The organism is Streptomyces sp. STR69, from assembly GCF_024519455.1.
Taxonomy (GTDB): Bacteria; Actinomycetota; Actinomycetes; order Streptomycetales; family Streptomycetaceae; genus Streptomyces.
Genome location: NZ_JALJRY010000002.1, coordinates 34,316 through 54,416, shown reverse-complemented (window position 1 = coordinate 54,416; position 20,101 = coordinate 34,316). Strand labels below are relative to the sequence as shown.

Annotated in this window: 17 protein-coding genes; 10 read left to right on the top strand and 7 right to left on the bottom strand. The window is 70.2% G+C overall.

Features of this window, described 5'->3' with window-relative positions; translation table 11 throughout:
* The first annotated feature begins 173 nt into the window (after positions 1 to 173).
* Both OC490_RS03960 and OC490_RS03955 read left to right on the top strand, forming a co-directional pair.
* Positions 174 to 644 carry a SigE family RNA polymerase sigma factor gene (locus OC490_RS03960; protein ID WP_410098569.1) on the top strand — a complete coding sequence of 157 codons (471 nt, stop codon included), beginning with the start codon at positions 174 to 176 and terminating at the stop codon, positions 642 to 644.
* Positions 641 to 1,159 carry a hypothetical protein gene (locus tag OC490_RS03955; RefSeq protein ID WP_262056369.1) on the top strand — a complete coding sequence of 173 codons (519 nt, stop codon included), beginning with the start codon at positions 641 to 643 and terminating at the stop codon, positions 1,157 to 1,159. The genes OC490_RS03960 and OC490_RS03955 overlap by 4 nt, the downstream gene beginning before the upstream one ends.
* A 228-nt stretch (positions 1,160 to 1,387) precedes the next feature.
* Here OC490_RS03955 and OC490_RS03950 read toward each other — a convergent pair whose 3' ends face one another.
* The gene (locus OC490_RS03950) at positions 1,388 to 2,674 is read right to left on the bottom strand and encodes a YhgE/Pip domain-containing protein (protein WP_262056368.1); all 1,287 of its coding nucleotides are present in this window, start codon (positions 2,672 to 2,674) and stop codon (positions 1,388 to 1,390) included.
* A gap of 124 nt (positions 2,675 to 2,798) precedes the next feature.
* On the opposite strand from OC490_RS03950, the gene OC490_RS03945 reads away from it, so the two are divergent.
* From OC490_RS03945 to OC490_RS03935, 3 genes are all read left to right on the top strand, one after another.
* Positions 2,799 to 3,380 carry a TetR-like C-terminal domain-containing protein gene (locus OC490_RS03945; RefSeq protein ID WP_262056367.1) on the top strand — a complete coding sequence of 194 codons (582 nt, stop codon included), beginning with the start codon at positions 2,799 to 2,801 and terminating at the stop codon, positions 3,378 to 3,380.
* Positions 3,381 to 3,598: 218 nt separating this feature from the next.
* Entirely contained in the window at positions 3,599 to 4,933 is a 1,335-nt protein-coding gene (locus OC490_RS03940) for a hypothetical protein (RefSeq protein WP_262056366.1), read from the top strand.
* A 22-nt stretch (positions 4,934 to 4,955) separates the two neighbouring features.
* Positions 4,956 to 5,681, top strand: a complete 726-nt coding sequence (locus tag OC490_RS03935; RefSeq protein WP_262056365.1) for a hypothetical protein — start codon at positions 4,956 to 4,958, stop codon at positions 5,679 to 5,681.
* Positions 5,682 to 5,697: 16 nt separating this feature from the next.
* Here OC490_RS03935 and OC490_RS03930 read toward each other — a convergent pair whose 3' ends face one another.
* Positions 5,698 to 6,120, bottom strand: a complete 423-nt coding sequence (locus tag OC490_RS03930) for an NUDIX hydrolase (protein WP_262056767.1) — start codon at positions 6,118 to 6,120, stop codon at positions 5,698 to 5,700.
* A 246-nt stretch (positions 6,121 to 6,366) separates the two neighbouring features.
* Here OC490_RS03930 and OC490_RS03925 point away from each other — a divergent pair, with 246 nt between their 5' ends.
* Complete coding sequence (locus OC490_RS03925; RefSeq protein WP_262056364.1) at positions 6,367 to 7,935, top strand: hypothetical protein; 1,569 nt, start codon at positions 6,367 to 6,369, stop codon at positions 7,933 to 7,935.
* On the opposite strand, the gene OC490_RS03920 is transcribed toward OC490_RS03925, so the two are convergent.
* A complete protein-coding gene (locus OC490_RS03920) occupies positions 7,880 to 9,586 on the bottom strand; it encodes a DUF2264 domain-containing protein (protein ID WP_262056363.1) in 1,707 nt (568 codons plus the stop codon). The two genes, OC490_RS03925 and OC490_RS03920, sit on opposite strands and share 56 nt — an antisense overlap.
* 87 nt (positions 9,587 to 9,673) lie before the next feature.
* Complete coding sequence (locus tag OC490_RS03915) at positions 9,674 to 10,717, bottom strand: rhamnogalacturonan acetylesterase (RefSeq protein ID WP_262056362.1); 1,044 nt, start codon at positions 10,715 to 10,717, stop codon at positions 9,674 to 9,676.
* A 187-nt stretch (positions 10,718 to 10,904) separates the two neighbouring features.
* Between OC490_RS03915 and OC490_RS03910 the strand changes: the two genes are divergently transcribed.
* Both OC490_RS03910 and OC490_RS03905 read left to right on the top strand, forming a co-directional pair.
* Positions 10,905 to 12,584, top strand: coding sequence for a rhamnogalacturonan lyase B N-terminal domain-containing protein (locus OC490_RS03910; RefSeq protein ID WP_262056361.1), 1,680 nt, complete (start codon positions 10,905 to 10,907; stop codon positions 12,582 to 12,584).
* Positions 12,585 to 12,623: 39 nt separating this feature from the next.
* The gene (locus tag OC490_RS03905) at positions 12,624 to 13,697 is read left to right on the top strand and encodes a pectinesterase family protein (protein ID WP_262056360.1); all 1,074 of its coding nucleotides are present in this window, start codon (positions 12,624 to 12,626) and stop codon (positions 13,695 to 13,697) included.
* A gap of 8 nt (positions 13,698 to 13,705) precedes the next feature.
* On the opposite strand, the gene OC490_RS03900 is transcribed toward OC490_RS03905, so the two are convergent.
* Entirely contained in the window at positions 13,706 to 15,118 is a 1,413-nt protein-coding gene (locus tag OC490_RS03900) for an RICIN domain-containing protein (protein WP_262056359.1), read from the bottom strand.
* Positions 15,119 to 15,278: 160 nt separating this feature from the next.
* Here OC490_RS03900 and OC490_RS03895 point away from each other — a divergent pair, with 160 nt between their 5' ends.
* The gene (locus OC490_RS03895; protein WP_262056358.1) at positions 15,279 to 17,390 is read left to right on the top strand and encodes an autotransporter; all 2,112 of its coding nucleotides are present in this window, start codon (positions 15,279 to 15,281) and stop codon (positions 17,388 to 17,390) included.
* Positions 17,391 to 17,420: 30 nt separating this feature from the next.
* Here the strand turns inward: OC490_RS03895 and OC490_RS03890 are convergent, their stop codons facing one another.
* Complete coding sequence (locus OC490_RS03890; RefSeq protein WP_262056357.1) at positions 17,421 to 17,828, bottom strand: hypothetical protein; 408 nt, start codon at positions 17,826 to 17,828, stop codon at positions 17,421 to 17,423.
* A 155-nt stretch (positions 17,829 to 17,983) separates the two neighbouring features.
* Between OC490_RS03890 and mmuM the strand changes: the two genes are divergently transcribed.
* On the top strand, positions 17,984 to 18,910 hold the full coding sequence (gene mmuM, locus OC490_RS03885; RefSeq protein ID WP_262056356.1) for a homocysteine S-methyltransferase: 927 nt from the start codon (positions 17,984 to 17,986) through the stop codon (positions 18,908 to 18,910).
* Here the strand turns inward: mmuM and OC490_RS03880 are convergent.
* Positions 18,897 to 19,946 carry a LacI family DNA-binding transcriptional regulator gene (locus OC490_RS03880; RefSeq protein ID WP_262056355.1) on the bottom strand — a complete coding sequence of 350 codons (1,050 nt, stop codon included), beginning with the start codon at positions 19,944 to 19,946 and terminating at the stop codon, positions 18,897 to 18,899. The genes mmuM and OC490_RS03880 overlap by 14 nt on opposite strands.
* Positions 19,947 to 20,101 lie beyond the last annotated feature (155 nt).

The following is a 20,101-nucleotide window of genomic DNA, read 5'->3' as shown; positions in this document are numbered from 1 at the left end:
CCAGGTCACGTCATCGCCGTGCAGCAGATCCATGGGCTTTCCCGTCGAGGAGGGGTGACAGGAAGGGAGGAGCGTGTGGATCTGGCAGCCAGTGAGCAACGGACGCGGGAAGCAACGGAGTTGGATCGACGGAGGGAGACTTCCATGGATTCGTCGCCGCCCGGTCGGCCGCGCTGTTCCGGGGCGCTTTCGTCCTGACGGGCAGCCGCGACGCGGCGGAGGACCTGGTCCAGGAGACCCTGGAGCGGGCCTGCCGCAAGTGGCGCATCATCAGCGCCAAGGACGCCCCGGACGCGTACGTACAACGGATCATGGTCAACCTCGCCAACGACCGCTGGCGAAGATTCCGCCGTACGGCTCAGCACCCGGTCGACGGCGAGCCTGCCGCGCCGGGTGACGAGTACGGACGGATCGACAGCCGTGACCAGTTGGTGCGCGCCCTGCAGCAACTGCCCATGCGGATGCGGACGGTGGTGGTGCTGCGGTACTTCCACGATCTGTCGGACGCCGAGATAGCGGCGGACCTGAAGATCTCGCAGAGCACCGTCCGTTCCCAGCTGGCCCGTGGAATAGGCCAGTTGAGAAGCCAGTTCCCCGCACTCTCCGCCTCTTCGCCACAGCAGCTCACGGAAGGAACCCAATGAGTTCGTACGACCCGCGGTCCTCCGGCTGCACACCTTTCGAAGAGGAACTGATCAACGCCATGAACGACTTCGCGCCCTCCACCGACTCCCCGGCCTTCGACACGGCCGGCATGGTCCACCGCACCCGCCGCAGGCGGGCCACCCTCATCGCCGGTTTCGCCGCGGTCCTGATCGCGGCGGGCGGCGGCACGGCCCTGGCGTCCATGACGGGCGGCACCTCGCCGACGACGGCGGAGAAGCCCATGACCACGGCGACCACCAAGGGTTCCGACTACAAGAAGGCCATCCTGCTGCTGGACTTCGGCAAGGGGGGAGGCCCCGTCGCGATCGACTTCACGGGCACGGACCTGCGCACGACCAAGGGGCGATTCCTCAAGGCCGGCATCAAGCTCGGCACGGTGAGCAGCGTGAACAGCTCGGGCTGCAAGCCGGACTCGGTGGTCGAAGTGACCCCCCACGCCCCGAAGATCGTGAAAACGGGCGACACCGTGAACGTGAAGCTCTGCGTGGGCTGATCGAGTTGACCGGGTAGGACCCCGGTCCTGGGCGTGCGCGCACGAGCCGCTCAGGACCGGCGAAGTCCCTTTGCCGCCGAAGGGGTTGGGCCTCCGCGCCTCGGGTCACTCCGGGTGGCTGACGGCCTCCGCGGCCGGTCCTTGTCCCAGCGGACGTATCCCGTAGTTGACCGTGCTGTACGCACCGGCCACGCGGCTGCGCAGGTTGTCCGGGCCGGCAGTTGCCGCTCAGCCCATCGGCTGTGGGGTCAGGCGTTTGTGGCCCTTCCTGTCGTAGTACTGGACCATCGCGAAACCGAAGATCAGGCCGATGGCCGTACCGACGCCGATCATGGTCCAGGCGCGGGTCAGGCCCGCGTCGCCGCGTGCGTCGAAGTAGAGGATCGCCCTTACTCCGTCGCTGAGTTGGCGCATGGGCTCGAAGTGGGAGAGGAAGCGGTAGAAGCCGGGGACGGCCTGGAGGGGGACGGTCGCGCCGGAGGACGGCAGGCCCAGGACGATGAACACGAACATGGAGACCAGCTGGCCGATCCCGCCGAACGCGGCGTTGATGGCCTGCACGCCGAGGCCGACGGCGAGGGCCGCGCAGTAGGAGTAGATCCACAGCAGCGGGATGTGGGTGGCGTCCATGCCGAGGATGCTGACGGCGGCGAGCATGATCAGGGAGACGCTGAGGAGGGTGATGCCGGCCGTCATGACCATCTTCAGGAGGAGAGTCTGCGTGCGGTTGATGGGGACCGTGGGGCGGCGGGTGTGCCAGGGGCCGATCTCGTTGTCGGCGTAGCCGAGAGCCGTGTCGACGCCGTTGCTGATGACGTTGCCGCCCATGAAACCGGCCAGGACCAGCAGCAGGGTGTAGTAGAAGGCGGTCAGACCGATGCCGCTGTTGCTGCCGATGGGGTGGCCGACCTGGGTGACGACGGCGACCGGGTCGGCGAGCAGCAGCTTCTGCGTGGAGTCGGCCTTCGGGGCTGCCGCCGTGAGCTGCTTGCCGATGGTGAGCGAGGCCTTCTGGGCCACGGTCGTGGAGATCTTGCTCGCGAGGGAGGAGCCGAGGCTGCCCTTGCCGGGGTTGGTGAGCACGGTGATCGTGGGCCGGGCGGTGGCGTTCGTGGTGGTGAGCGCGGCGACGGAGTCAGTGAAGCGGGCGGGGATGACCAGGGCGCCGTAGACCTTGCCGGCGTCGAGTTCCTTCTGGGCCTGGGCTCTGGTGAGTTGGCGCCAGCCGGCCGCGCGGCTGCTGGTGTCGGTGACGATGGAGTGGGCGATCTGGGTGCCCAGGTTCTGCTGCTGCCCGGGGAGCGGGTTGCCCGTGTCGCTGTTGACGAGGGCGATGGGCAGGTCGTTCAGCTCGCGGTTGGGGTTGACGATGCCGCCCATGTAGAGCAGGGACAGCAGCAGCGCGAGCAGGCCGGTCAGCACGGTGGGGATGAGCCACAGCTTGGGGCGGCCGAGGAGTGCGGTGGCGCGGAGGCCGGTGGGAGCGGGGGCGGGGGTGCCGGAGTCGTCGTCCATGGTGGTCAAGTCTGGTGCCGGAAACCGGCGGCGGCGGTGTGGAAACACGCGGAGCACTCCTCTTGTTACTGGCTATTGTCCTAGGGTCTCCAGTTACCGCAGGTCAGAGGAGAGGTGGTGCACCGTGCCGCGTGCGGGACTCACCGCCGACCGCGTCGTGGCGGCGGCGGCCGACCTCGCCGACGAGGTCGGCTTCGAGAACGTCAGTCTGTCCGCGCTGGCCCGCGGCTTCGGCGTGAAGGACGCGAGCCTGTACTCGCACGTCAGGAACCTCCAGGACCTGCGCACCCGGGTCGCGTTCCTCGCGGGCGGCGAGCTGATCGACGGTATCGCCGTCGCCGTTGCGGGCCGCTCCGGCCGGGACGCGCTGGCCGCGTTCGCCGACGCCTACCGTGCCTACGCCCTGGCGCACCCGGGCCGGTACGCGGCCACCCAGATCCGTATCGACCAGACCCTGGTCGCCGCCTCCCCCGCCCTCCGGCGCACCGCCGAGCTCACCTACGGCCTGCTGCGCGCCTACGGCCTGGAGGAACCCGATCTCACCGACGCCGTACGCCTGTTGCGCAGTACGTTCCACGGCTACTGCGCCCTGGAGTCCACCGGCGGCTTCGGCGCGCCGCGTGATGTTCAGCGGTCGTGGGAGCGGGTGGTCGACGCGCTGCACATGGCCCTGACGCACTGGCCCCGGGAGGCCGCGGCCGACTGACGGAGACGCTCGTTCCGGTCCACACCACAGGCGCATCCCTGACCACTTAGACTGGAAGCTTCGCGAATGCCACGTGCCACCCTGGGGGGAGGGAGCGCGACTTGTCTCAACAGCAGCTGGGACGTGGTCCCTTGAGAGCGCCGGGAGCGCCCGGTCCGGTACCGCAGGGCGGGAGTCCGCCGGCCCGGTTCGTAGGCTGGCTGGGCCGGTTCGGATGTGTGGCCGCCGGATACGCGGTGTTCCAGTTCCTGTTCGAGGTGCTGCCCGACTCGATCGACGGAGCACCGGCGAAGTATCTGATCTCCGGGCTGAGCGGCCTCGCCACGGCCGGCATGACCTGGCTCGCGGCGGCCCTGCTCCGCGCCCGCACGACCGGACCGTCACCGCTCACCGCCCCCGCTCCCCCGGCACCGGCCGTCCCCGGCCCGCTGCCGGAGGTGTTCGGTTCCGCCTACGACGCCCTCGTCGCCCAGGTCTCCGAGGTCGACGACCCGGTGCGCGGCCGTCTCATCGGGTGGCCGCACTCCCTCCAGGAGCTGGACGGCCCGGCCCGGCCGACCTCGCTGGCCACGGCGTACGGCCTGCACATCGTGCTGGACCTGGGCGTGCCGGACGGACGGCTGCACACCGGCGATCTCATCGACACACTGTGGCGGCTACGGCTGCAGGGCGGCGGCTGGTCGGCCCGTTCGCAGGGCGCGGTGGCCCGCCCTGAGGTCACCGCGATGGTGCTGGGCGCACTGGCCCGGGCGGGAGCCTCGCGGGAGCGGCTGGCGGACGAGGTGGCGCGCTGCGAGGCCGGATTCACGCCCGAACTCGACAGTACGGGGCGGGCGTTGACCCACGTCGTCACCACCGTGATGCGGGGGCTGCTGCGCGCGGCACCGGACGCGCCGACGCTTCCCGTGCTGCGGGACGCCCTGGTCGACGGCGCGCTCTCCGACCCGCAGCGCCAGCACCGCCGCTGCTGGAGCCACCGGCTGTCGGCGCTGCCGTGGCCCGCGCACCCGGACCGACCCGTCGTCCGGCAGCCCACCCAGCCCTCCGCCGTGCACACCGCGCAGGCCGTGGTCGCCCTGGACCGGGCGGCCCGGGTCCTTGGCGAGGGGCCGGTGGAGCGTGCGGCGCGCGAGGACGAGGTGCGCTGGCTGCTGGCCTGCCCGGCGACCGCGCACGACGCCTGCGCCGATCTCGCGAACCTGCGGGAGGAGGTGCGCCGCCGCCACCCGGACGACTCCTCGCACCACGAGGTCCTGAACGTACGGCACTTCACCGCGTCCTGGATCCTGCGCGCCCTGCTCACCCGGGGTGCCCTGGAGATCGCCCGGCAGGACGGCCTGGAGGAGGCCTGGCAGGAGCGGCTGAACGGGGCGGCGGGCGCGGTGTGGGCGGCGCAGACCGACGGGATCTGGTCCTGGAGCCGGGACGGATCCATGTTCACGACGACGGAGGAACTGCGCCAGCCGATCTGGATGACCTATCAGGGGCTTTCGGCGCTGCGCGCACATGCCGTATGGATGTATCAGCCGGATACTCGAACGAGGCCGGTGTGAGGGCGAGTTGGGGAGTGAGTGCATGGGTGGTCGGCAGATCCTGGCGGCGCGACGGCTGCTGACCGAGGCGCTGGACGGCGACCTGTCCGACCAGGAGACGGTGACCGCGGCCCGTGCCGTCATCGCCGAACTGGGCTCTCCCGAGCGGCTGTTGGAGCTGGTGGCCGAACTCGCCTCCGGGGAGGGCGATCCCGAGCACTGCGCCGGGCTGTCGTACCGTCATGTCCTGGGTTTCGACAAGCTGTTGCTGATCGACGGCGGCCCCCGGCACATGCTGCGCGCGCACCTCTGGCATCCCAACGCGACGGCGATCGGCACGGAGGACATCCACAACCACCGCTCCCCGCTTGCCTCCTACGTGGTCCGGGGCCGGCTCGCGATGGAGCTGTACGAGGCGCGCGGCGACGGGGGGATCGCGGCGGACCGGTACGAGGAGTCCCTCGCCGGGCGCAGTGCCGACTGGACGCTGCGGCCCGCGGGACCGGCGCGGTTGCGGCTGACGCATGTGGGGCAGTACGCGGCGGGCAGCGCCTACGCCCTCCCGGCGAACACTCTGCACCGGGCGTGGTGCGACACGGACGTACCGACCGTGACGCTGTTCCTGGAGACGGGGGCCGAACGGCGGCGCCACACCGATGTGTTCACGGCCGCGGGCCCGCATCCGGGCGCGGTGGCGAAGGTGCCGCTCGATGTGAAGGACTATCTGGGCGCGTTGAACGCTCTGGCGGAGTCGCTCAGAAGTTCGTGAGGACCTGGCGGAGTTGTCAGAAGTCCGTGAGGGCCTGTCGTACGACGTCCAGGTTGTACGCGTCGATGTCGAGGCCGGAGGCGGCCAGCTCGGACGGCCGGAGCCAGCGGTACGCCTGGTCGGGCTCGGGGAGGGTGATCTGCAGCGTCAGCGGCCTGATCAGGAAGTTGTCCTGCCAGTTCTTGGTCTCGCGGCCCTGGTACTCGCTGACGAAGGACGACTCGCCGATCTTGCGGACGATCTCGCCGAGGAGCCCGGTCTCTTCCTTGAGCTCGCGCAGCGCACCGTCCTCGGGGTGCTCGTCCGGCTCCAGCTTCCCGCAGGGAACGCCCCACACCCGGGGCAGGAACCTCTCGGTCGCGCTGCGGCGCACCAGAAGCACGCGCCCGTCGTCGTCCATCACGACGGCAGCCGCCAGCCGCTTGTCGCCGGGGTCCATGGTCATGGTTCCTCGGTCCCTCGCCGGAGATGAGTCCAAAGGGTCTGATACCCAGGAAAGCATCCAACGTACCAGGATCGGCCCGCCCTGGCTGTGGAGCCGGTCTCACCTCCGGACGAAGCCGGTCTCACCTCCGAACGGCTCCGGTCTCACCTCCGGACGGCTCCGGTCTCACCTCCGGTCGGCTCCGGAAGATTCCGTCCGGCAGCGCGGCAACCTCCGTCGCGCGAGCGGCGACTTGGGGGCATGACCAACGCAAGACGCACCACTTCGCACCGTCGCCGCGACCGCCGCCGCATCGCCCGCAAGCCGCTCGCGGGCTCGCTCGCCGTCGCGGCCCTGCTGGGCGGCGCGTGGTACGCGACCGCCGCGACGAACGGCGGCGACAGCGACAGCGGCACCTCGACCGCGGCCGGGACGACCACATCCGCGTCCCCGTCCATCGGCGCCAGCGCGGACGGCTCCGCGTCCACCGCCGCTACGGCGACCACGGCCGCCTCCCCCGCGAAGACCACCCCGAAGGCGGTCGCGAAGACCCCGGCCGCCGCCACCGCCGCGACCGGCACGCTCACCCCGACCAGCACCACGGTGGCGCTCGCCGCCAAGTTCCCCTATCTGACGGCCGGTTACAACAACACCCGCCAGTGGACCCGGACATCCACGGCCGTGGCCCCCAACGGCACCCTGCGCGTGGCCTGGCCCGCCGCGGACGGCGTTCACGTGACCCCGCTGAACGCCGCCGGAGTGCGCTCGGGCGCCGACACGGTCGTCAAGGGCGCCAAGGAGGTCGGCGGTCTGGTCGCGCACAACGACGGCTTCGCGCTGCTCACCCGCGTGGCCGACACCAACAAGTGGAAGGAGACGGCCGCCGCGATCATCCGCTACACGAACGGCAAGCAGACCTTCCGCACCAAGCTCACCGGCACCGCCTCCAACGACACCTCTCCCGGTCTCGACGGCCAACTCACCTGGAACGGCAGCAAGTACGGCGCGTACTTCGTGGTCCACGGCGCGGGCGGTTTCGCGGACGGCCACTTCGGCGACAAGCTGGCGTACATCAGTGCCAAGGGGGCCAAGCTGAGCGGTGGTTGGAGCTGGGGCTGCAGCCACAACGAGGGCATCGCGCTGCACGCGGAGACCACCGGCGCCTTCACCTCCCTGTGCTTCGACGACTGGCGCTCGGGCCTGTTCGTCTCCACCGGGATCGGCGCCCCGGACGTGGCGCCGGTCGTGCAGCGCGAGCAGTGCTGGGCGGGGTACTGCGGTGGTACCTTCCCCGGCCGCACGGGCGATCTGGTGAAGTCGGCGAGCGGACGGTACGCCACCGCCTTCGCCTCCCGCGGTGCCGCCTCGGCCAAGAAGAACTCCGCCGACTCCAGCGGACGCGGCTGGACGGTGACCCCGAAGACGAGCACCCACCAGGTCGCCGTCGCCTTCATGGCCAACCGCAACTCCGGTCCCGGCAAGGCGATTTACCTCACCAGCGCGGCCGGCACCGAGAACGTCAACGTGCACATCGCGCCCTACGGCAAGGACCGCCTCCTGGTCTCCTGGGAGTCCCTGAAGGGCGCCAAGTGCGCGGCCGGCACCTGCACCGGCACCTTCACGGGCACCCACCTGCGGCTCATCGACTGGAACGGCAGGTTCCGGAGCGCGGACAAGGTGGTGAGCGCCCGGATCAGCGGTGACATAGCGGTCCTGAAGAACGGGACTCTGACCTGGGCGTACGCGCCGGTCACCCCGACCTACGCGAGCCCGCTCAACGGGGCGTCGCCGACCGCCACGAGCCTCCGGACAGCCCGGCTGACTCCGTGAACCGGTAGTTCATGCGCCTGCCGCCGGCCCAGTGAACGGACACGCCGTGATCCCCGTCGACCTCCACGGACACCAGTTCCGCGAGGGGACGGGGGTCCGGCTCCGCGGTGAGCCGGACCAGGGCGACGAACAGGGTGGGCCCGTCACCGACGACACCCTCATCGTCCAACAGGCCGTGCAGGGAGAGGAGTTCGGCGCACTGCCCGTCCTCCGCCGACCACCCCGTGACCCGCACCGGCGTCCCGGCAGCCGCGCCCACCACCAGATGCGCCCGCACCTCCACCGCACCCTCGGCCATCACCACGCTGGTCACCCGGGCCCCGGCAGCCGCAGTGTGCCGGGAGGCCACCCACCCCTCCCCCACCCCCAACGGCACGATGTCCGTACGGCTCGGATCGCCGCCGACGAACACGCTGTTGTCGTACGACGTCGACGGCGTCGTGGCGGTGGAGTAGGCGAGGCGTGTGTAGTACGGGTCGTAGCGGACGTCCTCGCTGCCGTGGTTGTGGAGGCGGACCAGGCCGTCCGAACCGGTCGACTGGAGCAGCCAGTTGGCGGGGGCGATGGCGGTGACCGCGTCGGTTCGCTCCGCCGGGGCCGGTTCCTCGACCGCCGTCCACACCTCGTGGTCGGGTGGGAGCAGCAGGCCGAGGAAACCCTTGCTGGCCCAGTACGGGGACGCGGGGCCCGAATAGCCTTGCAGGACAGCCTCATTGGGGCCGTGCCAGCCCAGACTCAACAGTCCCCGGTCGTCCACCGCGCCCCGGTCGAGGAAATGGCGGAGCGCCCCGGAGGCCAGCCGTCGTGTCTCCCCCGGCGACAGTGGCGTACGACCCGTGAGCGCGCCCAGCCACAGCGGAGCCGTCGTCGCGAAGCGGTAGGTGAGGGAGCGACCCTGGTGCATCGGCGCGCCGTCGCCGCCGAACAGGCGGGCGTAGTCGGCGAGATGGCGCTCCAGGCGGGCGCCGTAGAGGTCGAGGAGTCGGGTGTCGCCGGCGAGCCAGGCGTGCAGGACCGGGTAGAGGTGCATCGCCCAGCCGTTGTAGTAGTCGAACTTGCGGCCGTCGCCGTCGGTGTACCAGCCGTCGCCGACGTACCACTGCTCGATGCGTTCCAGGCCGTGGTCGATCGCCTTGCGGGAGGCGTCGGGTTCGTGGCCGGTCTCCTGAAGGAAGCCGCCGACCGTGACGGGGAACAACTCCCAGTTGCAGGGCCAGGGTTCGGCGGTGAGGGCGTCGGCGAGCCAGGCCGCAGCGCGCTGTCGTACGGGCTCGTCGAGACGGTCCCAGAGGAGGGGGCGGGTGAGGCGCAGGGCGAGGGCGACCGAAGCCGCCTCGACCAGGGGCTGACTGCGGTCCTCGATGCGGGGCCAGACGCCCGCGACTCCTGCGGCGAGCCCGTCGGCGTAGCGTTCCAGTGCCGTTTCGTCGCGGCGGAAGGCGGCCAGCAGGAGGGTGCGGGCGTAGCCCTCCAGGCCGTCGGAGAGCCTGCCGGACCAGCTGGTGTGGGTGCCGGGGAGGTGGTAGAGCGCGCGGTCCTCGGTGGCGTAGGGCTCCACGGCGGCGAGGAGGGCGTCGGCGGCCGTCTCCCAGTGGGCCCGGGTGTAGCCGGTGCGGGGGCTCGACTCGCGGTCGTCGGCGGGCAGTTGCATCGGCTCACTCTCACGGGCGACGGGTGCGGCGGGTGAAGCCTGGGGCGCCCCGGTTCCGGTCGGAACGCCCCAGGGGTCTTTCGGGTCTCAACCCACCCGTACCCGGTCCTCCGGCAGCAGATGCCGGGCGACGAGTGCGTCGCGGACCAGGCCCGCGTACACCGTGGCACCGTGCGCGGAGGTGTGCGTGTTGTCCTTCTTCTCGTTGTAGAGATAGATCGCCTTGGAGCCTTCCACTCCCAGCGATTCCACCAGCGCCTTGGTCTGCGCCGTGAGATCGATCAGTGTTACCCCCTCGGCGGCGGCGACCGAGCGGATGACGCCCGGCAGGTCCACGCCGAGTCCGTTCACCAGCAGTGCTGTGTTGTTGTTCAGTGTGCCGTCGGCATTGAACCAGCGTCGGACGATCGGTGTCACCAGAACCGGACGACCGCCCATGTCCCGTATACCCGTTACAAGGGTTTCCAAGTTCGCCCTGTAGGTGGCCTCGTCGGTCGTCTTGTCGTTGTGGGCGAGCTGGACGAGGACCAGGTCACCGGGGTGGATCAGCGGCTCAACCGTCCCCCAGAGCAGGGGATTCTCCAGGTAGGTGACCGTACTCTCCCCGGAATCGGCGTAGTTGGCGACGGAGACGCCCTTGCGCAGGAACTGCGGGAGCTGTTGGCCCCAGCCGGAATACGGGTCGCCCGGCTGGTCGCAGACCGTGGAGTCGCCGATCAGGATGATCTGGTGGGCACGGCGGGTGGGGGTGACCCTGATGTCGGCGAGTGCGGGGGCGGTGCCGCCGAGGGTGAGGTCGAGGCCGGGGGCGCCGTCGGGGCCGGTGGGTTCGCCCTCGGGGGTGCGGACGTTCACGGTGAAGCTGCGGGTGACTGTCCGGCCCGCCTCGGTGGCCGTCTCGGGGAGCAGGGAGCGGCGGGTCTCGCCGGTGATCGCCGTGCTCGCGGCCGACTCGCCGCCGAGGCGGACCGTGACGTCGTAGGTGCCGGGCGGGACGTCGAAGTGGCAGGCGGTGGCGGTGCAGTTGTCGATGCCGAGCGGGGGCCTTCGGTCGTGGGCCTGTGCGGGTGCGGCCGACAGGGCGGTGCTCAGTGTCACCGCGGCCAGCAGGGCGATGTTGAAACGTCTCATCCGTGGCTCCTCCGTCCGACGACATGGCCTGGCGGTGGACCGTACCGCTCCGGACAAGCGCTTTCTAGACCCGCGTCAGATTTCGCATCATCACCAACCCCCACGCTGTGAAAGCCCTTTCGCGAAATCGATTCAACTGTCACCCTCCAAAGCACCCGCACCCCCACCTCCCGAAGGAGGCACCCCCATGTCCGGTTCTGTGAACAGACCGGTCCGTCGCCGCACCTTCGTCCTCGGCACGGCGGCCGTGGCCGGTACGGCGGCGCTCGCCGGGCCGCTCGCCGAGACCGCCTCGGCCGCGAGTTTCGGCTACACCGACGACGGCTCGAACTACGTCGTCGACACCGGCGCGAGTCTCGTCTTCAAGGTCAGCAAGACGAACGGCGATCTGACCTCGCTGGCCTACAAGGGCACCGAGTACCAGGGCTACGGCGGCATGAACTCGCATGTCGAGTCCGGCCTCGGCGCGTCCACGGTGACGATCACCCAGTCCGGTACGACGATCCTGATCTCCGTCACGCACGGCACGCTGAAGCACTACTACGCGGCCCGCAGCGGTGAGAACAACGTCTACCTGTGGACCAACAAGGCCGACACCTCGGTCAGCGCGACGCGCTACATCGTGCGCGTGAAGGCCGGCCTGTTCCTCAACGACCAGCCGGATTCCTACACTTACGCGCCGACCACCATCGAGTCCGCCGACGTCTTCGAGAAGTCCGACGGCCAGACCCGCTCCAAGCACTACTCGAAGAACCGGGTCATCGACTACGACTACGTCGGCTGGACCACCGGCAGCGTCGGCCTGTGGGTCGTGCGCAGCAACCACGAGAAGGCGTCCGGCGGCCCGTTCTACCGCTCCCTGCTGCGCCACCAGAGCGCGGACGGCGGCGGGTTGTACGAGATCCTGTACTACGGCGAGAACCAGACGGAGGGCCAGCGGTTCGGTCTCCAGGGCCCGTACGTCATCGCACTCACGGACGGCGCCGCGCCCTCCTCGGCGCTGCACCACGCCAACCTCACGACCTCGTGGGCGGATTCGCTCGGCATCTCCGGGTACGTGGCCTCCGGCGGCCGGGGCCGGGTGGCGGGCGTGGGCATCACCGGGCGGGACACGGCGTACGCGTACACGGTCGGGCTCGCCAACTCGGCGGCCCAGTACTGGGGTTCGGCGCGGGCCTCGGACGGCTACTTCTCGATCACGGGAGTGCTGCCGGGGACGTACACGCTGACGGTCTTCAAGGGTGAACTCGCCGTCTACACCGGGTCGGTGGCGGTCACGGCGGGCGGTACGACGACGCTGAACAGCATCGCGATCCCGTCCTCGAACGACCCGTCCAACGCGAGCGCGATCTGGCGGATCGGCAACTGGGACGGCACACCAGGCGGGTTCAAGAACGCGGACCTGATGACGTACGCGCATCCCTCGGACGTACGGGCCGCGTCCTGGACCGGCAATGTCGTCATCGGCAGCGGGACGGAGACCTCGGCGTTCCCCTGCTACCTCTGGAAGGACGTCAACAGCGGCCTGATCGTGTACTTCAAGCTGACGGCCGCTCAGCTCGCCGCCGCGCACACCCTGCGCATCGGGGTGACGACGGCCTACGCGAACGGCCGGCCGCAGGTCGTCGTCAACGACACCTGGACCTCGGCCGTCCCGTCGCCGCCCACCCAGCCGAGCACGCGGTCGCTGACCGTGGGGTCGTACCGGGGCAACAACCACACGTTCACGTACAGCGTGCCCGCGTCCGCCTGGCTGACGGACGCGAGCGCGTACAACACGCTGAAGATCTATGTGGCGAGCGGGTCGGGGACCACGTCGTTCCTGAGTGCCGGTACGTCGGTCGACGCGATCGATCTGCTGGCCTAGGGGCGGCAACTTCCGGGCGGGGGACGGCGACTTGCAGGCATGACAGAGCCGAACACGCACCGCCGCTTCCCCGCCCGGCGTCGAGCCGTCGCCGTGGTGACCGGTACCGCCGCCGCCCTCGGGCTGGTCGCCGTGTCGCCGGCGTCCCAGGCACGGGCCGCCACCGTCATCACCGTCGCCAAGGACGGTTCGGGCCGCTTCACGACCGTGCAGGCCGCCGTGAACGCGGCAGCCGCCGGCGACACGATCTCCGTGGCGAAGGGCACGTACGCCGAGATCGTCAACGTCCCTTCCGGAAAGACGGGGTTGACCATCCAGGGCGCCACCGGCAACGCCGAGGACGTCGTCATCACCTATGACCGGGCCGCCGGTTACACCGACTCCGGTGGCAACAAGTACGGCACGCTGGGCAGTTCGGTCGCGACGTTCTCGGCGAGCGGCCTCACCGTCACCGGGATCAGCGTCCAGAACACCTTCGACAAGGCGGCCCACCCCGACATCACGGACACCCAGGCCGTCGCGATCACCGCGCAGGGCGACCGGCAGACCTTCACCAACGACCGGTTCATCAGCCGCCAGGACACCGTCCTCAACTGGTCGCCCTCGTCGACCGGCCAGTACCGGCAGTACTTCTACTCGTCGTTCATCACCGGTGACGTGGACTTCGTCTTCGGCAACGCCACCGCCGTCTACGACCGGGTCAACATCCAGTTGCGCAACTCGGGCGCCGCGGCGGGCGGTCTCAACGGCTTCCTGTCGGCGCCCAACACCAGCTCCGCCAAGGCGTACGGCATCCTCGTCACCGGCAGCTCGGTGACCAGCCCGGCGGCGGCCAACACGTACTACCTTGGCCGCCCTTGGCATCCGACGGCGGACGCGGTGGGCCAACTGGTCGTCCGGGAGACCTCGTTGCCCGCCGCCGTGAAGGTCGCCGGGCCCTGGACGGACATGAGTGGCTACTCGTGGAAGAACGCCCGCTTCTTCGAGTACAGGAACACCGGCGCGGGCTCCACCGTGAACTCCAACCGCCCGCAACTCGCCGACTCCCAGGCCGCGAACTACACGGCCCAGAAGTATCTGGCGGGCACGGACGGCTGGAATCCGGTCCGGTAACGCGGGCCTCAACTCCCGCGCGTCCACTGCTGGTTGGTCGCCCCGCTGCACGTGTAGGTGATGATCGCGGCGGAGTTGGCGGTGGACGCGCCGTTCACGTCCAGGCACTCGCCGCTCGTCCTGGCCTTGACGAGGACGTAGCTGCCGGACGTGGTCAGGCTCCACTGCTGGGCGGTGGCGCCGGTGCAGTTCTCCTGGGTGACGTTGGTCGAGTTCTCCTGGAGGCACAACGAGCTGCCCCGGCCCATGAGTTCGTAGTAGCCGGTGCCCAGGTCCTTGAACCACCACTTCTGGTTGGTACCGCTGTTGCAGGTGTACTGGCTGATCGCGACGCCCTGCCACAGGGACTGGTTCGGAACGTCCGCGCACTTGGCGCTGTTGCGGGCGATGAGCGTGTTGTACGTGGCGCTCGTCCCGGTGATGGTGCCGACGGCCGTGTCGATCGACACCTCCGGGTACCAGGACGCCATGGACATCGAGGTGGTGGTCGGGAAGGTCAACGGCAGCCAGACGTAACGGGAGTCGTCGACGGTGCCGCCGAAGGAGTTGCCCCAGCGGTCGCCCATGTAGAGGTAGGAGGTGCCCGAAGTCCCCGTGATCGGGAGGACGTACGCCGTCTGCGAGTTGTATGCCGTGGAGTCGCCGACGTTCGTGAAGGCCGTCCAGGGGCCGGTGATGCTGGTCGCGGTGGCGTACTGCTGCTGGTTGGCGCTCCAGCCGGTGGCGGCCGAAGTCAGCATGAAGTAGACGCCGTTGCGCTTGAACAGGGCCGGTGCCTCGCGGTGTCCGCCGACCCACGGGTTGGCGACGAGGCTGTCGATGGCGGTGTAGTCGGCGGTGAGCCTGTAGATGTGCAGGTCGTAGTTCTCGTTGGCCGCGGAGACCATGTAGGCGGTGCCGTCGGTGTCGACGAACGTCGTGATGTCCCGGGACATGTTGTCGCCGAGCGGCTGGAAGCTGCCCTGGTAGGTGTAACTGCCGTCCACGGTCGAGGAGACGGCGACGGCGGCCTTGGCCTCGCTGTAGTCGACGCCGTTCTCCTTGTGCATCCACATCACGAACTGGCCGGTGGACGCGTTGTAGATGACCTTCGGCCGCTCGATGTAGGCGGTGCCGAGCTCGGAGGCGCTGGACTGGGTCAGGACGTGGTTGCGGAACTCCCAGTTCTTCAGGTCGGTGGAGCGGTAGGCGTCCACGTACTTGAAGGTGTTGTCGGCGTTGCGGTCCTCGCCGAACCAGTAGTAGTAGCTGCCGACCTTGATCACCCCGCCGCCGTGCGCGTGCAGGGCGTTGCCCGAAGTGTCCGTGAACTGCGTGCCGTTGGTGATGGTCTGAGCCGCCGCCTGGGCCGGTCCTGCGGTCACCAGTGCGGCGGCGAGCACGCAGCACAGGGCGACCAGGATTGCGTACACACGTCTCATCTGACGCCTCTCGGAGGGGGGTTCGAGATTTCGTACGGCATCTGTCATTACGAACGCCGAAAAGGTAAGGGTGTGTTACGGGAAGGTCAACGGTTCGCGCGTGACAAAGATGGACGCGAGATTTCTGTTATCGCCGCGGCCGACGCACGTCTCCAGTGACGTGCGCAGCCATACCCACAAGACAGCAGCCGCCGTAGGCGCCCTCGCGACCGTCGCTCTCCTGGTCGGCACTCCCCCGGCCTCGGCCGCCGGCGCCCGTGACGCCACCGCCGACGTGCTCGCGGGCCGCGATGTCACGCTCACCGGTGACACAGTGGTCACCGTGCCGGCCGGGACGACGACGTACGGCGGGGTGTTCCGCGGCCAGGGGACGCTGACCGTGCGCGGCGGGGGGACGCTGATCCTCACCAGGGACAGCGACTTCACGCTCCCGGCGGACCGGCAACGGCAGAAGGTGACCACCCAGGGCGGCAACCACCCGTATACCACGGTCAGCAACCCGGACCCGCCCGCGATCACGGTCGAGCGCGGCACAACTCTCCAGTACGGCGCGGGCGGTGGCACCGGCCTGATCGGCCACTTCCCCTACGGCACCCCCGGCTACCAGCTGAACCAGCTCAACGTCCGGGTCGACGGCACCCTCCGCCTCTCCCTGACCCGCACCTTCAACATCGGCACCATCAGCGGCTCGGGCCTGGTCTCGCAGCCCCGCAACATGTGGGGCACCCTCGACCTCGCCGGAACTCACCCTTTCTCAGGGGTGATCGACAACGGCACCGGCATGGCGGTCGGCCGCCCCGAGTACCCGGTGGCGCTCCCCAACACCCGCGCGATCCTCAACCAGGGCTCCTGGATCATCGACACCCCGCTGTACCAGACGATCACCCTGCGCCAGAACTTCTACCAGCGCGAGTACGGCAGCGACGTCAACGTGCACTCCCGGCCGGGCAGCAAGGTCGTCCTCACGGGCCAGTACAGCTACAGCGACCAGGGCGGCGACACCAATCCGTCGCTCAGCGACCCCGACCTCAACTGGCGTGCGATCGCCCACCAGTTGAACAAGCGCGGCACCAACATCGAGGGCGCGAACGTCCAGTGGGGCGACGGCACCACCCACCAGATCTTCATGCCGGGCACCAAGGACACCGTCTACATCAACCTCCACGCGGCGAGCGGAGTCCGGTCCCGGCTGACCTTCGACTACGACGGTCCGGTCACCCTCGGCGCACCGATCGGCGGCGGCAAGTACCACGACACCCTGGCCGCGCCCGGCGCAGGGGACATCGTCGTCGCGGGGACACGCGGCAACGACGTGACCTTCGCGGCGCCGCAGTACTACGACGGGTCTACGACCGTGGAGAAGGGGGCGGTGCTGCGGCTGGGGTCCGGGAAGCGGGGCGGCGACGGCGGGCTGCTGACCGGCACGGAGGGGCGGCGGATCGTCGACGACGGGACCCTTGTCGCGCGGAACGTGTCGCTCCCCGTGAAACTGTCGTACCTCTCCGGCAAGGGGTCCCTGGTCCAGTCCGGCGCCGCGACGACGACACTCACCGGTACGGCGGTGACGTACACGGGGACGACGACGGTCTCGAAGGGCACGCTGGCGCTCCGGTCGGGGGCAACTCTCGTGCGCAGCAAGTCGATCCGGCTCACCTCGGTGGGCGCGCGGCTGGACGTGGGGACGGCCGGCCTGCGTGTGGCGACCGACCTGACCGGCGTGGGCACGGTGAAGGGTTCGGTGACGAACCACAGCGTGGTGACGACCGGGTTGACCGTGACCGGGAACTACACGCAGAGCACGAAGGGCGAACTGGTTCTGCGCGACAAACCGTTGAAGGTCGCGGGCAAGGTCGGCCTGGCCGGCGACCTGGACCTCTCGGCCGCCGGTACGCACCCCGCGCGGACCGTGACGATCCTCGATCACACAGGTACCGCCCCAACGACCGGCGCTTTCAAGGGACTTCGCGAGGGCAGCAGGCTCAGGCTCGCCGACACGACGTACCGGATCAGCTACCGGGGCGGTGACGGCAACGACGTCGTCCTGACCGCCGTCACCACAAGCAGCTCCTCCTCCCCCACCGCCCACCCCAGGTCGTCGTCCGGGACGACGATCACCGAGGCCCGCACCGAGAACACCGCCCGCGGCGCCGGCTTCGGCTGGTGGCCCTACGCCCTCGGACTCGGTCTCCTGGGCGCCCTGCTGGTCCCGGCGACCAAGCGCACGCGGGGCGGGAGCCGGCGCGGAGGCGGGGGCGGGAGGCACGCGGCATAGACCTGACGGCCGCGGCCCGACGGTTCCCCGTCATTCCGGGACGTCGACGGGAACGGTCATCGTGCGATGGCCGTCGCCGTTGGTCGGCGAGCGGGGACCGTCGAGGGCGTTCAGGGAGGCGGCCAGGTGGCGGGCCGCCTCGATGGTGAAGGCACCCTCCGGTGTGGCCGTCCCCTCCGGGGGCAGTCGTGTCTCGTTCTCGGCCGGAGGGGTGCTGCCGAAGAAGCGGGCCAGGTCGATGCTGACGATCCAGCACGCCACGGCCACCTCGCCCTGGCCGGGTGCCGTCCGGCGCGCCCTGAGGTGGCCGTACAGGGTGAAGTCGTCCCCTCCGTGGGTGACTGTCGTGGAGTGTTCCTGACCGTCGGCCGCCAGGCGCAGCAGCTCACGGGCGGCGGGCGCCAGCGAGAACCGGGCCATCCCTTCCGCATAGATCACAGAGCCTCCTCAAGACGTGTACATGCAAGCTTCGCAGGTCGGGGGCACGACCACCAGATCGTCATACGACGGAACAGGGCGTATCACATACCGGGCAATCCGTTCACCAGCTGGACACAGGCTGCGCCCACGGCCGTATCGGCTAGCGTCGAGACATGACCAGCGACACCACTCCCCTCCTCGCCGACGCCCTGGCCGCCGGAACGCTCGTTCTCGACGGCGGGCTGTCCAACCAGCTCGGGGCGGCCGGGCACGATCTGAGCGACGAGCTGTGGTCGGCGCGGCTGCTCGCGGACCGTCCCGAGGCAATCGCCGAGGCGCATCTCGCGTACTTCGAGGCGGGCGCCGACGTGGCGATCACCGCCAGCTACCAGGCCACCTTCGAGGGCTTCGCGAAACGCGGCATCAAGCACGACCGGGCGGCCGAACTCATGGCCGAGAGCGTGGAGTTGGGCGTCGACGCGGCGGTGGAGGCCGGGCGGCGGGCTATCGGGCGGCCCCTGTACGTGGCGGCCTCGGTCGGACCGTACGGCGCGATGCTCGCGGACGGCTCCGAGTACCGGGGCCGGTACGGGCTGAGCGTGGCCGAGCTGGAGGCCTTCCACCGGCCCCGCCTGGAGGTGCTGGACTTCGTCGGGCCGGACGTGCTGGCCTTCGAGACGATCCCGGACGCCGTCGAGGCCGAGGCGCTGCTGCGGGCGGTGCGCGGGCTGCGGACGCCCGCCTGGCTGTCGTACTCGATCGCCGGGGACCGCACCCGTGCGGGGCAGCCGCTGGAGGAGGCGTTCGCACTGGCCGCCGACGCGGACGAGATCATCGCGGTCGGCGTCAACTGCAGTGCCCCCGAGGACGTCGACGGCGCGGTCGAGATCGCGAGCCGTGTCACCGGGAAGCCGGTCGTCGTCTACCCGAACAGCGGCGAGACCTGGGACGCCAACGCCCGTGCGTGGACGGGCCGTTCCACCTTCACCGCCGAGCAGGTCGAGGGCTGGCGGGCGGCCGGCGCGCGGCTGATCGGCGGCTGCTGCCGGGTGGGGCCCGAGGCGATCGCGGACATCCGGCGGACGCTCACACCGTCCTGATCGAGTTCCGTACGACCACATGCGTGCCCAGCAGCAGGTGCTCGTCCGGGGACTCCGGCGTGCGCCCCAGCGCGGTGCGTACCGCGAGACGGCCCAGCTCCTCGTAGGGAACGTGGACCGTCGTCAGGGCGGGGTACAGGTCGCGGGCGAAAGGGATGTCGTCGTAGCCGGCCAGTGAGACATCGCCGGGGACGTTCAGGCCCGCCTCGTGCAGGGCGGTGAGTGCGCCCGCCGCGACCATGTCGGTGGCGGCGACCACGGCGGTGAACTCCAGTCTCCGGCTCAGTGCCTGGCGCATCAGGCGGTGGCCCGAGTCACGGGTGAAGTCGCCGTGGAGCAGGAGTTCCGGGTCGGGTTCGAGGCCGCGGGCGCGGTGGGCGGCGAGGTAACCGCGTTCGCGGCCCTGTGCGGTCGCGTGGTCGGGCTTGCCGCCGAGGAACAGCACGCGCTGGTGGCCCTGGGCCAGGACGTGCGCGACCAGGGCGTAGGCGCCGCCCTCGTTGTCGTACTCGATGACCGTGACCGGTGCGTCCGGGCCGAGCGGCGGGCGTCCGCACAGCACGAGCCGCGAGCCGGCCGCCGCGAGGGAGTCGGCGATACGGCGGGTTCGGGTGCGGTACTCGGGGGTGTCGGCGGTGCCGCCGACGAGGATCACGGCGGCGGTGCGCTGGGCGCGCATGGTCTCGATGAAGTCCAGTTCGCGCTGGACGTCGCCCTCCGTGCTGCACACCAGGCAGAGATGGCCGAGCCGCGTCGCCTCGCGCTCCACGCCGTGTGCCATCAGGGCGAACGACGGTCCCGTGATGTCCTCCAGGACGAAGGCGAGGGTCGGGGTCCCGACGCCCGCCACGGCCTTGGCGCGGGCGTCGGCGACGTAGTCCAGTTCGCGGACGGCCCGCAGCACGCGCGTGCGGGTCGCCGTGCTCACGGGGTACTCGCCGCCGAGCACCCGCGACACCGTCGAGGCGGACACCCCGGCGCGGGCCGCCACGTCCCGGATGGTGCTCCCGTTCGCGTCCTGGCTCTTCCTGGTCATGCGCCGCCTCGCCCCTCCCCCGCCTGTGGGAACACGTCCGGCAACCGGTTCCCTGCGCGGAGGGTAGCAGCGAGCGACGGTCGGGAGGAGGGGCGTGCGTCGGCCAATTCGCCTACGTCAGCACGGCGGTCGTCGGTAACTGGCGTTGGGCAACC